Annotated in this window: 17 protein-coding genes; 11 read left to right on the top strand and 6 right to left on the bottom strand. The window is 68.4% G+C overall.

Translation table 11 applies throughout. The features are described from left to right. Positions 1–55 precede the first annotated feature (55 nt). From BW996_RS16510 to BW996_RS16480, 7 genes are all read left to right on the top strand, one after another. Positions 56–1183: a polyamine ABC transporter substrate-binding protein gene (locus BW996_RS16510; RefSeq protein WP_037477182.1), complete on the top strand. Its 1128-nt coding sequence runs from the start codon at positions 56–58 to the stop codon at positions 1181–1183. 31 nt (positions 1184–1214) lie between these two features. After that, a complete protein-coding gene (locus BW996_RS16505; protein ID WP_037477143.1) occupies positions 1215–2315 on the top strand; it encodes an ABC transporter ATP-binding protein in 1101 nt (366 codons plus the stop codon). Positions 2316–2327: 12 nt separating this feature from the next. Then, positions 2328–3266 carry an ABC transporter permease gene (locus BW996_RS16500; RefSeq protein ID WP_037477146.1) on the top strand — a complete coding sequence of 313 codons (939 nt, stop codon included), beginning with the start codon at positions 2328–2330 and terminating at the stop codon, positions 3264–3266. Beyond that, entirely contained in the window at positions 3263–4108 is an 846-nt protein-coding gene (locus BW996_RS16495) for an ABC transporter permease (RefSeq protein ID WP_037477149.1), read from the top strand. The genes BW996_RS16500 and BW996_RS16495 overlap by 4 nt, the downstream gene beginning before the upstream one ends. A 23-nt stretch (positions 4109–4131) precedes the next feature. Next, a complete protein-coding gene (locus tag BW996_RS16490) occupies positions 4132–5061 on the top strand; it encodes a DMT family transporter (protein WP_037477151.1) in 930 nt (309 codons plus the stop codon). A gap of 92 nt (positions 5062–5153) precedes the next feature. Next, the gene (locus BW996_RS16485) at positions 5154–5630 is read left to right on the top strand and encodes a MarR family winged helix-turn-helix transcriptional regulator (protein ID WP_037477154.1); all 477 of its coding nucleotides are present in this window, start codon (positions 5154–5156) and stop codon (positions 5628–5630) included. An 11-nt stretch (positions 5631–5641) separates the two neighbouring features. Next, positions 5642–6067, top strand: coding sequence for an organic hydroperoxide resistance protein (locus BW996_RS16480; protein WP_037477156.1), 426 nt, complete (start codon positions 5642–5644; stop codon positions 6065–6067). Positions 6068–6109: 42 nt separating this feature from the next. Here BW996_RS16480 and BW996_RS16475 read toward each other — a convergent pair whose 3' ends face one another. After that, a complete protein-coding gene (locus BW996_RS16475) occupies positions 6110–7096 on the bottom strand; it encodes an asparaginase (RefSeq protein ID WP_051631405.1) in 987 nt (328 codons plus the stop codon). A 67-nt stretch (positions 7097–7163) separates the two neighbouring features. On the opposite strand from BW996_RS16475, the gene lexA reads away from it, so the two are divergent. Continuing rightward, positions 7164–7838: a transcriptional repressor LexA gene (gene lexA, locus BW996_RS16470; RefSeq protein WP_037477157.1), complete on the top strand. Its 675-nt coding sequence runs from the start codon at positions 7164–7166 to the stop codon at positions 7836–7838. Between the two features lie 152 nt (positions 7839–7990). After that, positions 7991–8377: a hypothetical protein gene (locus BW996_RS21435; RefSeq protein ID WP_139330921.1), complete on the top strand. Its 387-nt coding sequence runs from the start codon at positions 7991–7993 to the stop codon at positions 8375–8377. A gap of 80 nt (positions 8378–8457) precedes the next feature. On the opposite strand, the gene phbB is transcribed toward BW996_RS21435, so the two are convergent. The 3 genes from phbB to phaC all read right to left on the bottom strand — a co-directional run bounded on the left by phbB (position 8458) and on the right by phaC (position 12154). Further along, positions 8458–9195 (bottom strand): acetoacetyl-CoA reductase, encoded by a 738-nt coding sequence (phbB, locus tag BW996_RS16465; RefSeq protein ID WP_037477159.1) that lies wholly within the window; start codon positions 9193–9195, stop codon positions 8458–8460. An 80-nt stretch (positions 9196–9275) separates the two neighbouring features. After that, positions 9276–10454 carry an acetyl-CoA C-acetyltransferase gene (locus tag BW996_RS16460; RefSeq protein WP_037477161.1) on the bottom strand — a complete coding sequence of 393 codons (1179 nt, stop codon included), beginning with the start codon at positions 10452–10454 and terminating at the stop codon, positions 9276–9278. Positions 10455–10525: 71 nt separating this feature from the next. Further along, positions 10526–12154, bottom strand: a complete 1629-nt coding sequence (gene phaC / locus BW996_RS16455; protein ID WP_051631406.1) for a class I poly(R)-hydroxyalkanoic acid synthase — start codon at positions 12152–12154, stop codon at positions 10526–10528. Positions 12155–12325: 171 nt separating this feature from the next. Here phaC and BW996_RS16450 point away from each other — a divergent pair, with 171 nt between their 5' ends. After that, entirely contained in the window at positions 12326–12622 is a 297-nt protein-coding gene (locus BW996_RS16450; protein WP_051631404.1) for a hypothetical protein, read from the top strand. A gap of 72 nt (positions 12623–12694) precedes the next feature. Here the strand turns inward: BW996_RS16450 and pgeF are convergent, their stop codons facing one another. After that, positions 12695–13528 carry a peptidoglycan editing factor PgeF gene (pgeF, locus tag BW996_RS16445; protein WP_245801923.1) on the bottom strand — a complete coding sequence of 278 codons (834 nt, stop codon included), beginning with the start codon at positions 13526–13528 and terminating at the stop codon, positions 12695–12697. 4 nt (positions 13529–13532) lie between these two features. Beyond that, a complete protein-coding gene (gene maiA / locus BW996_RS16440; RefSeq protein WP_076459012.1) occupies positions 13533–14174 on the bottom strand; it encodes a maleylacetoacetate isomerase in 642 nt (213 codons plus the stop codon). A 117-nt stretch (positions 14175–14291) separates the two neighbouring features. On the opposite strand from maiA, the gene BW996_RS16435 reads away from it, so the two are divergent. After that, positions 14292–14837: an NUDIX hydrolase gene (locus tag BW996_RS16435; RefSeq protein ID WP_076459011.1), complete on the top strand. Its 546-nt coding sequence runs from the start codon at positions 14292–14294 to the stop codon at positions 14835–14837. Positions 14838–14848 lie beyond the last annotated feature (11 nt).

Genomic DNA, 14848 nt, shown 5'->3' with positions numbered 1-14848 from the left:
CGCGGCCCTATTTGTCCATCCGATCATCCATCCGACTGTCCTGACTGGAGTGTTCATGAAGCTGTTCTCGTCGCGGCCCGCCCAGGCCCTCAACGTCGTGGTCGCCGCCGTCGCGGCGCTGTGCTCGGCCGGCGTCCAGGCGCAGGAGTCCAAGGTCCTGAACATCTACAACTGGGCCGACTACATCGCCGAGGACACGATCAAGAACTTCGAGAAGGAGACCGGCATCAAGGTCCGGTACGACAACTTCGACTCGAACGAGGCGCTGCACGCCAAGCTGATCGCCGGCAAGACCGGCTACGACATCGTCGTGCCGGGCTCGAACTGGGCCAAGCAGCAGATCGAGGCCGGCCTGCTGATGAAGCTCGACAAGAGCAAGATCCCGAATCTGGCCAACCTCGACCCCGCCATCCAGGCCCAGCTGGCCAAGATGGACCCGGGCAACGAGCACATCGTCGACTGGCTGTGGGGCTACACCACGGTCGGCATCAACGTCGACAAGGTCAAGGCCGCGCTGGGCGGCCAGCCGCTGCCCGACAACGCCTGGGACCTGGTCTTCAACCCGGACTATGTGAGCAAGCTCAAGGGCTGCGGCGTGGCGGTGCTCGACACCCCGTCGGAAATCATGCCGCTGGCGCTGAACTACATCGGCAAGGATCCGCACAGCAAGAACGCCGACGACTACAAGGCCGTGGCCGAAATGCTGAAGAAGGTGCGCCCGTCGGTGACACGCTTCGTGGGCTCGGGCTCGGACTACATCGACCAGATGGCCAAGGGCCAGCTCTGCGCGGTGGTGGGCTGGTCGGGCGACATCATGATCGCCAAGGACAAGTCGGCCAAGGCCAAGAAGCCGCAGAACCTCGAGGTGCTGCTGCCCAAGAACGGCGGCCTGCTGTTCTTCGACACCATGGCGATCCCGAAGGACGCCAAGAACGTCGACAACGCCCACAAGTTCATCAACTACATCCTGAAGCCCGAGGTGCACGCGTCGCTGACCAATGCGGTCTTCTACGCCAACCCGAACAAGGCCTCGCTGAAGTTCGTCAAGCCGGAGCTGGCCAAGAACCCGGCCGTGTTCCCGGACGAGGCGGCGCTGGCCAAGATGATCGCCCCGGGCGTGCCGGACCAGGCCACCCGCAAGCTCATCACCCGCACCTTCACCAACTTCAAGGCCGGTCGCTGACCCGGGCTCCCAGAGAAGAGGACACAGACTCATGGCCAAGCCCCAGGCGGACGGCGCCTTCCTGCGGATCGACTCCGTGGTGAAGGAGTTCGGCGACTTTCGCGCGGTCGACCAGGTCAGCCTGGACATCGCCAAGGGAGAGATCTTCGCGCTGCTCGGCTCGTCGGGCTGCGGCAAGTCGACCCTGCTGCGCATGCTCGCCGGCTTCGAGACGCCGACCTCGGGGCGGATCATCCTCAATGGCCAGGACCTCGCGGGCAAGCCGCCCTACGAGCGTCCGGTCAACATGATGTTCCAGTCCTATGCGCTGTTTCCTCACATGACGGTGGCCGACAACATCGCCTTCGGCCTGCGCCGCGACGGCCTGCCCAAGGCCGAGATCGCGCAGCGGGTCGAGGAGATGCTGCGCCTGGTGCAGCTGACGAAGCTGGCCGCGCGCAAGCCGCACCAGCTCTCCGGCGGCCAGCAGCAGCGCGTGGCGCTGGCGCGCAGTCTGGCCAAGCGCCCGCAGCTGCTGCTGCTCGACGAGCCGCTGGGCGCGCTCGACAAGAAGCTGCGCGAGGCCACCCAGATCGAGCTGGTCAACATCATCGAGCAGGTCGGCGTGACCTGCGTGATGGTGACGCACGACCAGGAAGAGGCGATGACCATGGCCTCGCGCATCGCGGTGATGAGCGAGGGCCGCTTCCTGCAGGTCGGCAGCCCGGCCGACATCTACGAGACACCGACGACGCGCTTCGTCGCCGACTTCATCGGCAACGTCAACCTGACCGACGGCCGCATCGTCGTCGACGAGGCCGACCATGTGCAGATCGAGTGCGCCGACTTCATGCACCACATCGGCCACGGCATCACCGGCTACCTCGGCCAGCAGGTCACGGTGGCGGTGCGCCCGGAGAAGATCTCGCTGAGCGCCGAGCAGCCCGCAGGCCGCTTCAACCAGGTGCCCGGCACGGTCAAGGAAATGTCCTACTTCGGCGACACCACGCTCTACCACCTGGAGCTGGCCAGCGGCGCGCGGCTGAAGGTGACGGTCGAGAACGACAGCCGCGACCGCAGCAACGCGCCCACCTGGGGCGACCGGGTCTGGGCGCACTGGCAGCCCAATGCCCAGGTCGTGCTGACGCAGTGAGGAGCTGAAGGCATGGCCCGACCCTCTTCCGCCGCGACCCGGCTGCGCTCGCTGTTCAGCGGCCGCACGCTGCTGATCGGCACGCCCTTCCTGTGGCTGCTGGTGTTCTTCCTGCTGCCCTTCCTGATCGTGCTGCGCATCAGCCTGGCCGAAATGGACGGCGCGATGGTGAGCGACCTGTTCACCTACGCGAACAACGAGCTTTTCATGAAGCTCAAGCTGCAGAACTACCTGACTATCCTGGAGGATGACCTCTACCTCAGCACCTACGCGCAGTCGCTGAAGTACGCCGGCATCACCACCGCGGTCTGCCTGGCCATCGGCTACCCCTTCGCCTATTTCATGGCGCGCTCGCCCTCCACCGTGCAGCCGCTGCTGCTGATGGGCGTGATGCTGCCGTTCTGGACCAGCTTCCTGCTGCGCGTCTACGCCTGGAAGGGCCTGCTCGACGCCGACACCGGCTGGGTAGGCACCTTCCTGAACGCGATCCATGCCGATGCGCTGCTGCTGCCGCTCGGGCTGATCTCGGCCGAGGGGCAGTACATGTACACGCCCTTCTCGCTGATCCTGGGCATGGTCTACACCTACCTGCCCTTCATGATCCTGCCGCTGTACGGCACGCTGTCCAAGCTGGACCTGCGCCTGCTCGAGGCCGCGCAGGACCTGGGCGCCACGCCCTGGCAGGCCTTCTGGCGCATCACCGTGCCGCTGTCGAAGGGCGGCATCATCGCCGGCGCCATGCTGGTGTTCATCCCGTGCGTGGGCGAGTACGTCATTCCTGAGCTGCTCGGCGGCCCGGAGACGCTGATGATCGGCCGGGTGCTCTGGGACGAGTTCTTCTCCAACAACGACTGGCCGATGGCCTCGAGCGTGGCCGTCACCATGGTGCTGCTGATCATCGTGCCGCTGGCGATCTTCAACCGCAACCAGGCCCAGGAGGCGCGCAAGTGATCATCACCCCGGCCGCCCGCTGGACCAGCCGCCTCTGGCTGGCTGCCGGCTTCCTGTTCCTCTACCTGCCGATCATCGCGCTGGTGGTCTACAGCTTCACCGACTCGCCGGTGCCCAATGTCTGGGCCGGCTTCTCGCTGCGCTGGTACGACAAGCTCGTCGGCGACGAGGACATCCGCCACGCGCTGTTCCTGTCGCTGCAGATCGCCGCGGCCAGCGCCACCGGCTCGGTGGTGCTGGGCACGCTGGCGGCGCTGACGCTGGAGCGCCATCCGCGCTTCCGGGGCCGCACCCTCTTCTCCGGCATGATCAACGCGCCGCTGGTGATGCCCGAGGTGATCGTCGGCCTGTCGCTGCTGCTGATGCTGGTGTCGATGCAGCGCCTGTTCGGCGTGCCCGAGCGCGGCCTGACCACCATCTGGCTCGGTCACATGCTGGTCGGCATGGCCTACGCGACGGTGGTGATCGCCGCGCGGCTGCGCGACCTCAATCCGCAGTTCGAGGAGGCCGCGCAGGACCTGGGCGCACGCCCGCTGCAGGTCTTCTTCCTGGTGACGCTGCCGATGATCGCGCAGTCGCTCCTGGCCGCCTGGCTGCTGACCTTCACGCTCTCGCTCGACGACGTGGTGATGTCGGCCTTCCTGTCGGGGCCGGGCTCGACGACGCTGCCGCTGGTCATCTTCAGCCGCGCCCGCCTGGGGCTGGATCCGACGGTCAATGCGCTGGCCACGGTGGTCATCGTGGTGGTGGCGGTCTTCGTGGTGGTCTCGAGCTACATGATCGCGCTGCGCGAAAAGCGTCTGCAGCAGGAGCAGAAGGCGGCGACGAAGGCGGCGGGATGAGCGCGACCCCGGCCGGTGGGGCGATGGCCGCCCCCCTGCGCGCGCCCTGGCGATCGTGGATCTGCCTGGCCGCCAGCATGGCGCTGGTCGGCAGCTATGTCGGCCTGTCGAAATGGCTGGTCGCGGTCTTTCCGGTCTTCCTGCTGGCGGGCTTGCGCTTCGGCATCGCCGCGCTGGCCATGGGCGGCTGGACCCGCCGCCCCGCCGACGAGCCGGTGCAGACCCGGCAGGACCGCGGGCTGCTCTTCCTGCTGAGCCTGCTGGGCAATTTCCTGTTCTCGATCTGCATGCTCTTCGGCGTGCAGCTCAGCACCGCGCTGGCCGCCGGGGTGATCATGGCGGCGCTGCCCGGCGTGGTGGCGCTGCTCTCGCGCGTCTTCCTGGGCGAACGGCTGTCGCGCCAGGTGCTGGCGGGCATCGCCTGCGCGGTCAGCGGCATCGCGCTGGTGACGCTGAGCAAGACGGGGGCCGCCACCGAGGCCGGCACCTCGCCGCTGCTGGGCAACCTGCTGCTGCTGGCGGCGGTGGTCTGCGAGGCCAGCTATGTGGTGATCGGCAAGAAGCTCTCGGGCCGCCTGGGCCCCAAGCGCATCAGCGCGCTGGTCAACCTCTGGGGCCTGGCGCTGGTGGCACCACTGGCGCTGTGGCAGGCGCGGCAGTTCGACTTCTCGCAGGTGGCACTGCCGACCTGGGGCCTGCTGGTGTTCTACGCGCTGGCCGCCAGCATGATCACCGTCTGGCTGTGGATGACCGGGCTGCGCCATGTGCCGGCCTCGCAGGCGGGCGTGTTCACCGTGATGCTGCCGGTGTCGGCCGCCGCGGTCGGCGTGCTGCTGCTGGGCGAGCCCTTCAGCGCGGCGCAGGCCGGCGCCTTCGCGCTGGCTCTGCTGGGCGTGGTGCTGGCGACCTGGCCCGGACGCGGCCCTTCGGGCACAAGCACATCCGCGCACTGATCGCCGGCCGGGCCGGCTCCGACCCTGTCGGACACAGGGGCTGTTGCGCTTGGGCCACCCATTCAATTGTGCACAACTAGACTGTGTGCATCATGAATTCCGGCTCCGCAGACGCCCCCCTCCCGACAGACGCCTGGCTGGCCCTGGACCAGCAGCTGTGCTTTGCGCTGTATTCGGCCTCGCTGGCGATGACGAAGCGCTATCGCCCGCTGCTCGACGCGCTCGGCCTGACCTATCCGCAGTACCTGGTGATGCTGGTGCTGTGGGAGCGCGACGGCCAGGGTGTCGGCGAACTCGGCGAGCGGCTTTCGCTCGACTCCGGCACGCTGACGCCGCTGCTGCGCCGGCTCGAGGACGCCGGCCTGCTCGAACGCCGCCGCAGCCGCGACGACGAGCGCCGGGTCACGGTCGTGCTGAGCGCCGCCGGCCAGGCGCTGAAGGTCCGCGCGGGCGAGATTCCGCGCCAGATCGCCGCCTCCACCGGCTGCTCGCTCGACGAACTGGCCGCGCTGCGCGGCGAGCTCGCCCGGCTGCGTGCCGCCCTCATCGATTCTCCCCCCACCCCCTGAAAGGAAAGACCATGTCCCTGCAGCACGTCCTCTACACCGCCCATGCCACCGCCACCGGCGGCCGCGACGGCGCCGCCACCAGCGACGACGGCCGCCTGAACGTCAAGCTCTCGGTGCCCAAGGGCCTGGGCGGCGACGACGGCGCCGGCACCAATCCCGAGCAGCTCTTCGCCGCCGGCTACGCCGCCTGCTTCATGGGCGCGATGAAGTTCGTCGCCGGCCAGAAGAAGATCGCGCTGCCGGCCGGCCTGAAGATCGACTCGGCCGTCGGCATCGGCCCGATCCCGAACGGCTTCGGCATCCAGGTGACGCTCAACATCCATGTGCCCGGCGTCGAGCGCGCGCTCGCCGACGAGGTGGTGCAGGCCGCCCACATCGTCTGCCCCTACTCGAACGCGACCCGCGGCAACATCGACGTGACGCTGAACCTGGTCTGATCCCGGTCTGATCCCGATCTGATCCGAGGCGGCGGCCGGACCTCAGCCGCCGCGGCGCGCCAGCAGCCGCAGCAGCACCTCGATGCGCGCCTGCGCCGAGGTGAGCGCGCCGGCATCCGGCAGCAGATCGGTGGCCGACGGCACGATGCAGCCGGCACCGCCGCGCAGCGCGCGCAGCACCAGCACGCCGGCAGCCTGCGCCCGCAGCAGCGCCGCCATCAGGTCCTGGTGCACCGAGCCATTGCCGGTGGCAGCGACCACCAGACCCTGCACGCCGACCTGCACCAGCAGGTCGACCAGCCGGCCGTCGGCACCCGCGTGGCTGGTGACGATCTGCACGTCGGGCCAGATGTCGGCCGCCAGCACCTTCAGGCCCAGCGGCTGCTCCACCGGCCATTCCCGCAGCCGGCGCAGCTGGCCGGCCTCGACATGGCCGAGCGGTCCGGCATCGCCGGCGCTGAAGGCGTCGAGCCGGTAGGGATGGACCTTGCGGACCTCCGCGCCCGACCAGACCTGCCCTCCCAGCACCGCCATCACCCCGCGTGCACCGGGCCAGCCCACCACCGTCAGCGCGTCGTCGAGGTTCTGCGGCCCGTCGGGCTGCGGCGCGCTGGCCGGACGCATCGCCGCGGCCAGCACCACCGGGCGCGACGGCGCCAGCACCCGGTGCAGCAGGTAGGCGGTCTCCTCCAGCGTGTCGGTGCCGTGGGTCACGATGATGCCGTCGACCTCCGGCCGATCCAGATGGTGCTGCACCCGCTCGGCCAGCCGGCGCCAGATCGCATGGCTCATGTCCTTGCTGTCGACCTGCGAGACCTGCTCGGACTCGATGCGCCAGCCCGCGTCGATGCGCCGGCGCAGACCCGGCACCCCGTCGATCAGATCCTGGACCGAGACCTGGCCGGCCTTGTAGCCGACCACATCGGTGCTCTGCTCGGCCCGGCCGGCGATCGTGCCGCCGGTGCCCAGGATGACGATATGGCGGCCGCTCTGCGCGGGCCGATGGGAGAGCACATCGATGCTTGTCATCTGCATTGAACTGGATAAAAATACAGTCACTGGATACTGGATATCTGAACAGCCCCAAGGACACCCGATGGATGCGAGCCCGAAACTCACCCCGCGCCAGCAGGACATCATGGCGCTGATCCTGCGCACGATCGAGACGACCGGCGCGCCGCCCACGCGGGCCGAGATCGCCACCGAATTCGGCTTCCGCTCGCACAACGCCGCCGAGGAGCACTTGCGTGCGCTGGCCCGCAAGGGCGTGATCGAGCTGGTCGGCGGCACCTCGCGAGGCATCCGGCTGAAGTCTGACATATTGCGCAGCCTGAGGTCGGGCACGGCCGACAGCGCCGAACCCCCTTCGCCCGACACGATGAGCGTGCCGCTGGTCGGCCGGGTCGCCGCCGGCAGCCCGATCCTGGCGCAGGAACACATCGAACGCAGCTACGCGATCGAGCCGCATCTTTTCACCCGCCGCCCCGACTACCTGCTGAAGGTGCGCGGCATGAGCATGCGTGACGCCGGCATTCTCGACGGCGACCTGCTGGCGGTGCAGCGCGGTGCCCGGGCGCAGGTCGGGCAGATCGTCGTCGCTCGGCTGGGGGACGAGGTCACCGTCAAGCGACTGCGCCACAGCCCGACCGGCGGCATCGAACTGCATCCGGAAAACCCGGACTTTCCCGTCATTCATGTGCAGCCGGATGATCCGGACTTCTGCATCGAAGGCCTGGCCGTCGGCCTGATCCGCAACAGCCCGATGCTGTAGCGGCCGGCGGCCACACCGCTCGCGGAGCGTCGGCCGCCCTTGCCTCTCGTCCCGACCCGGACTCGCGGGTCGCCTGTCGCGCCATGCGGCCCCTCCGGCCGGGCGGGCTGATGCTCGCCTGCACCGGTACCCTCAAGATCCGGGAGGTTCCGATGTTTCCGATGCTCGCCCGCTGGCTGCGCCGCGCTCCGCGCCCGATACTGTCGCCGAATCTCGCAGCGGACTTCGCACCCGATCTCGATCTGGCCGCAGTCGCGGCGATGTCCGACCGGCCACTGCCCCGGCCCTCGCTCTCACCCCTCTCACCCCTCTCGCCGGCATCGCCCATCGTGCCGCGGCGGCCCGCGTCTGCGCCGGGTATCGTGCTCTCGCGCAGCATGCCGACCTCGGCGCGCCAGGCCTTCCCCCGCCGGCTTCCCGATGCCGCAGACGAACGCCTCCATCTTCAGATCGATCCCCAGGACCCGCGTCGGGTGCGCATCAGCGGCAGCATGCGCGAGGTCTGCGCCGCGCTGGACGCGCTGATCGCGGTGCAGTGACCCAGGCACGGCCCGGAGGAAAAGCAAAAGGGCCGGCAAGGCCGGCCCTCGGAGTCGCAGGCGTCACCGCCAGCGAGGCATCAGCCCATGTGCAGGCCGCCGTTGCACGAGAAGTCCGCGCCGGTGGTGAAGCCGGAATCCTCGCCTGCCAGCCAGGCGACGATCGAGCCGATCTCCTCCGGCGTGCCCAGACGCTTGACCGGAATGGTGGCGATGATCTTGTCGAGCACGTCCGGACGGATCGCGCGGACCATGTCGGTGCCGATGTAGCCCGGGCTGACGGTGTTGACGGTCACGCCCTTGGCGGCGAGTTCCTGCGCCAGCGCCATCGTGAAGCCGTGCATGCCGGCCTTGGCGGCCGAGTAGTTGGTCTGACCGGCCTGGCCCTTCTCGCCGTTGACCGACGAGATCTGGATGATGCGACCGAAACCGCGCTCGACCATGTCGCCGACCACCTGCTTGGTGACGTTGAACATCGAGGTCAGGTTGGTGCTGATGACCGCGTCCCAGTCCTCGCGGGTCATCTTCAGGAACATGCGGTCCTTGGTGATGCCGGCGTTGTTGACCAGCACGTCGATCGGGCCGTGCTCGGCCTTGGCCTTGGCGAAGGCCTCGACGGTCGAGTCCCACTCGGCGACGTTGCCGACCGAGGCGTAGAAGGTGTAGCCGGCCGCAGCCTGCTCGTCGAGCCACTTCTGGAAGTCACGGGTCGGGCCGCAGCCGGCGATGACCTTGAAGCCGTCCTTGTGCAGACGACGGCAGATCGAGGTGCCGATGCCACCCATGCCGCCGGTGACGTATGCGATTTTCTGTGCCATGTCTGTCTCTCCTTGTGATGGGTCTGCGCTCACAGCGAGCGCAGACGAGTGAAGGCTCGCGAAAGGGACCGAAAGGGAAATCAGCGCTCGACCGTCAGCGCGACACCCATGCCGCCGCCGATGCACAGCGAGGCGATGCCCTTCTTCGCGTCACGGCGCTGCATCTCGTGCAGCAGCGTGACCAGGATGCGGCAGCCGGAGGCGCCGATCGGGTGACCGATGGCGATCGCGCCGCCGTTGACGTTGACCTTCGACAGGTCCCAGCCCATTTCCTGGTGGACCGCGCAGGCCTGGGCCGCGAAGGCCTCGTTGATCTCGAGCAGGTCGAGGTCGGCGGCGGACCAGCCCGCGCGCTCCAGGGCGCGGCGAGCCGCCGGCACCGGGCCCATGCCCATGAAGGCCGGATCCAGGCCGGCGCTGGCGTAGGAGGCGATGCGCGCCATCGGCTTCAGGCCCAGCGCCTCGGCCTTGGCGGCCGACATCAGCATCACGGCAGCGGCGCCGTCGTTGATGCCCGAGGCGTTGCCCGCGGTGACCGAGCCGGCCTTGTCGAAGGCCGGACGCAGACCCGCCAGCACGTCCAGACTGGTCTTGCGGTTGATGAACTCGTCCTTCGAGAAGACGACCGGGTCGCCCTTCTTCTGCGGGATCGAGACCGGCACGATCTCGTCGTCGAAGCGGCCGGCGTCCTGGGCGGCCGCAGCCTTCTGCTGCGAGGCCAGCGCCAGCGCGTCCTGCATCTCGCGGGTGATGCCGTACTTCTTGGCGACGTTCTCGGCGGTGATGCCCATGTGGTACTGGTTGTACACGTCCCACAGGCCGTCGTTGATCATGGTGTCGACCAGCTTCCAGTCGCCCATGCGCTGGCCGTCGCGCGAGGCGGGCAGCACGTGCGGGCTGGCGCTCATGTTCTCCTGGCCGCCGGCGATGATGATCTCGGAGTCGCCGTCACGGATGGCCTGGGCGCCCAGCATCACCGCCTTCAGGCCCGAGCCGCAGACCTTGTTGATGGTCATCGCCGGAACGCCCTGCGGCAGACCGGACTTGATGACGGACTGGCGGGCCGGGTTCTGGCCCGAGCCGGCGGTCAGCACCTGGCCAAGAATGACTTCGCCGATCTGCTCGCCGGACAGGCCCGTGCGCTGCAGCAGCGAGCGGATGACCGTGGCGCCCAGCTCGGGCGCCGCGGTCTTGGCCAGCGTGCCTCCGAACTTGCCCACGGCGGTACGTGCCGCTGCAACGATCACGATGTCGGTCATGCGTTTTCTCCTGATTCAGTGTCCAGTGGGTCCTTTGCGGACCGCGGTTGAAAGACGGGCACGCCGCGTCGTCAGACCTTCTGCTTGACGTAGCGCCCCGGAGCCGGCTCGATGACCTTGTGCTGGCGGTTGCCATAGGCCTTCGGCGCGGCCTTCTTCTTGCCGGCGTGCTGCGCCAGCCAGTCGGCCCAGTCCGGCCACCAGCTGCCCGGCACCGAGGTGGCGCCGGTCAGCCAGTCGTCGGCCGAGGCCGGCAGTTCGTCGTTCGTCCAGAAGTTGCGCTTCTTCTTGGCCGGCGGATTGACCACGCCGGCGATGTGACCGGAAGCACCCAGCACGAAGCGCCGCGGGCCCTTGAACAGCTTCGTGCTCTGGTAGGCAGCGTCCCACGGCACGATGTGGTCCTCGCGCGAGGCGTAGAGATAGACCGGCGCCTCGATCTTGCCGATGTCGACCTTCTCGCCGCAGACGGTCAGCGCGCCCGGCACCTTGAGCTTGTCCTCGAGGTAGGTGTGGCGCAGGTACCAGCAGTACATGTTGCCCGGCAGGTTGGTGCTGTCGGAGTTCCAGTACAGCAGGTCGAACGGCGGCGGCGTCTCGCCCTTCAGGTAGTTGCCGACCACATAGTTCCAGACCAGATCATTCGGGCGCAGGAAGCTGAAGGTGGCCGCCAGCTCCTTGCCGCGCAGCATGCCCGGGCCCTGCGGCGCGTCCGTGCCGATGGTCATCTCGCGCAGCCGCACCGAGGTCTCGTCGACGAAGATGTCGAGAATGCCGGTGTTGCTGAAGTCCAGCAGCGTGGTCAGCAGCGTGACGCTGGCCGCCGGCTGCTCGCCGCGCGCGGCCAGCACCGCCAGCGCGGTCGTCAGGATGGTGCCGCCGACGCAGAAGCCCAGCGTGTCGATCGTGTCGCTGCCGCCGATCTCCTGGACCACGCGGATGGCCTGGATGACCGCCTTCTCGATGTAGTCGTCCCAGGTGAACGCGGCCATGTCGTCGCCGGGGTTGCGCCAGCTGACGACAAAGAGGCGGTGGCCCTGCTCGACGGTGTAGCGGATGACGGAGTTGTCCGGCTGCAGGTCGAGGATGTAGTACTTGTTGATGCACGGCGGCACGAACAGCATCGGGCGCTCGTGCACCTGCGCGGTCAGCGGCTTGTACTCGATGAGCTGGAACAGCTCGTTCTCGAACACGACCGCACCCTCGCTGGTGGCGACGTTGCGGCCGACCTCGAAGACCGACTCGTCGGTCTGCGAGACATGGCCCTGGCGGATGTCGTTGACCAGCTGCTGCACGCCCTGGGCGATGCTCTCGCCGCGGGTTTCCAGCGCCTTCTTCTGCGCCTCGGGATTGAGCGCCAGATAATTGGACGGGGCGCTGGCGTCGATCCATTGCTGGACCGCGAAGCGGATGCGGGTACGGGTTTTCTCGTCCCCCTGCACCGCCTCGGCCAATTGCATCAGCGTGCGGGCGTTGAGCAGATAGCTGGCGGCCGCAAAACCGGAGGCCGGATTGTCGGTCCACTCGGCGGTGGAAAAGCGGCGGTCCTTGGGCAGGCTGACCTTGCCGCCGGACTGCAGCCCGGCATTCCAGAGCTCGGCGGCTTCCTTCAGGTATTCACCCTGGATGCGCGCCAGCTCCTGCGGCGGGATCTGCATGCGCGAGAGCGTGAGCAGGTTCTCGCCGACACTCTGGCCCATGCCCTGCAGCTTCTCGCCGGTCCGGCCGAAGGCGGACAGGTCAGGCAGGTTGAACGTCGACGGGTCGAAAGGGTTCATTCATCTCCTCCGAAGGCACGGTATCTGCGTTCAGAGGCATTATGCACGGCCATTTCATACAGAACCCTTTCTCCGGGACCACAGGAAACCCCCATGTACCTGATTGCGATCGCGTGGCTTTATGTCAGCTTGATGATGGCCGCCGCCGAGGCGATGCACCCGCAGGGCACCATACTCGGTGCGATCTTCACCTTCCTGCTCTATGGCGCGCTGCCGCTGTCGATCGTCATGTATCTGATGGGCACACCGATGCGGCGCCGGGCACGCCACCTGCAGGAACAGGCCGAACGTGCACAGGCCCAAGAGCTTGATGCAGATCAAATGGAAACCCGCGGCACCGCGGGAAAACCCGAAACAAGTTCTAACGATTCACTGCGCAAAGAATCGTAAGACACGGCGGCGTACCTTTTTTTAGTCGGATTGCAGCAACATCCAGACGGCAATTCCACACGAATGATCGGATCAGCACCCAGATTGGGGCGCGATCGTCGGATCGATCCAGACCAGCGCGGCCATGCGCCCGGTGCAGGCACGGTGGCGATAGGAGAAATAACGCGTCGGATCGTTGCGCGTGCACCACGACAGGCTGCTGTCGTTGCCACTCAGCGCCACCACCCCGGCGCGATGCAGACGCGCCCGCCCCAGCGCGGCCAGATCCAGCATCGAGCGGCCCTGGCCGCCCGGCGAAGGCTGGTGGAAGGCACTGCGCTCGCCCGCTCCCGTGCCGAGAAAGGCCGCCACCACTTCCGGGCCGACCTCGAAATGCGTCGGGCCGATGCAGGGGCCGAGCCAGCACTCGATCTCGTCCGGCGCGGCGCCCGCCAGCGCGCACACCCGCGCCAGCGTGGCCTCCAGCACGCCCGCCGCCAGCCCGCGCCAGCCGGCATGGGCCGCGCCGACCGCCCGCCCCTGCCGGTCGGCGAACAGCACCGGCAGGCAGTCGGCGACCTGGATCTCGCAGGCGCGCGCCGACGTGGCGGTCACGCAGCCGTCGGCGCGCACGCGCTCGGCCGGCTGCGCCTGCTCGGCCCCAGGGGGCAGATCCTCCAGCGTGCAGACGTCCGCGCCGTGGACCTGCGCCAGCAGCACGCTCGATCGGCCGATGGCCGCATGCAGCCGCGCGCGGTTCTCGCGCACCGCAGCCGGGTCGTCGCCCACCTCGTCGCGCAGGTTCAGGCTGTCCCAGGGCGCCTGGCTCACGCCGCCGGCGCGGGTGGTCATCACCGCGCCGACCCGCGCGCTGGAGAAGACCGGCCGCAGCCAGTCGGCCGGCCAGGCCGCATCGCGAGGCAGCACCGGCTCAGGCCTCGGCATCGGGGCAGGACGAGGGCTGGGCGGCCTGGAAGGCCGGCCGCGCCATGCAGGCCTCGAAGACGCGCATCACCGTCGGCACATGATCGAGGCGGCAGTGAAAGCGCTGCGCGTTGAAGATCTGCGGCACCAGCACGCAGTCGGCCAGCGTCGGCGTGTCGCCATGGCAGAAGGTGCCGGTGGCGGCGTCGGCCGCCAGACGACGCTCGACCACCTCCAGCCCGCTCTCGACCCAGTGGCGATACCAGGCGTTCTTGGCGTCCTCGCTGGCGCCGAGCTCCTTGACCAGGTAGCGCAGCACGCGCAGGTTGTTGAGCGGATGGATCTCGCAGGCGATGTCCAGCGCCAGCGAGCGCACCCGCGCGCGGCCGAGCGGATCGCGCGGCAGCAGCGCCGGCTCGGGATGGACCTCGTCGAGGTACTCGATGATGGCCAGCGACTGCGACAGCGTCGCGTCGCCGTCCTTCAGCAGCGGCACCAGGCGCTGCGGCGAGATCTCGGCATAGGGGGCGTCGAGCTGCTCGTTGCGCACCAGATGCACGCCGTGATAGTCGTGGGGCAGGCCCTTGAGCGCCAGCGCGATGCGCACGCGAAAGGATGCGGAGGAACGGAAGTAGCTGTACAGGTCCATGGCTTGCAGGTCTCCTCGGTCAGCGAAGCGGCGCGGCACGCCGCGGCATGAACGACTCCTCGTTGTTCGTGTTCATTGTTTCAGATCATGCCATGCACGGCGCACTACACTGGCCGGATGCTCCTGCCGCGCCGTATCAAGCACTGCCGCGAATGCGGCTCCCCGGTCGACTACCGCATTCCTGCGGACGACAACCGCGAACGCGCCACCTGCCCCGCCTGCGCGACCATCCACTACGAGAACCCACTCAATGTCGTCGGCACCGTGCCGTTCTGGCAGGACAGCGTGCTGCTGTGCCGACGCAACATCGAGCCCCGGCATGGCTTCTGGACGCTGCCCGCCGGCTTCATGGAGCTGGGCGAGACGGCCGCCGAGGGCGCGCTGCGCGAGACGCACGAGGAGGCCGGCGCCCGCATCGAGCTGCTGGAGCTGTTCTCGCTGCTGAACGTGGTGCGGGTCGGCCAGGTGCATTTCTTCTACCGCGCCCGGCTGCTCGACACCCGCTTCGACCCCGGCCCGGAAACGATCGAGGCCCGGCTGTTCCGCCACGACGAGATCCCCTGGGACGAACTCGCCTTCCGCACGGTGCGCCTGACGCTGGAGCGCTTCTTCGCCGACCAGGCGCGCGGTCAATACGGCCTGCACTGCGCCGATATCGCCTGAGCCCGGACTGA

This window comes from Sphaerotilus natans (assembly GCF_900156335.1).
Classification (GTDB): domain Bacteria; phylum Pseudomonadota; class Gammaproteobacteria; order Burkholderiales; family Burkholderiaceae_C; genus Sphaerotilus; species Sphaerotilus natans.
Note: the sequence above shows the minus strand (reverse complement) of the source record. Positions and strands in the feature narration are given on the sequence as shown.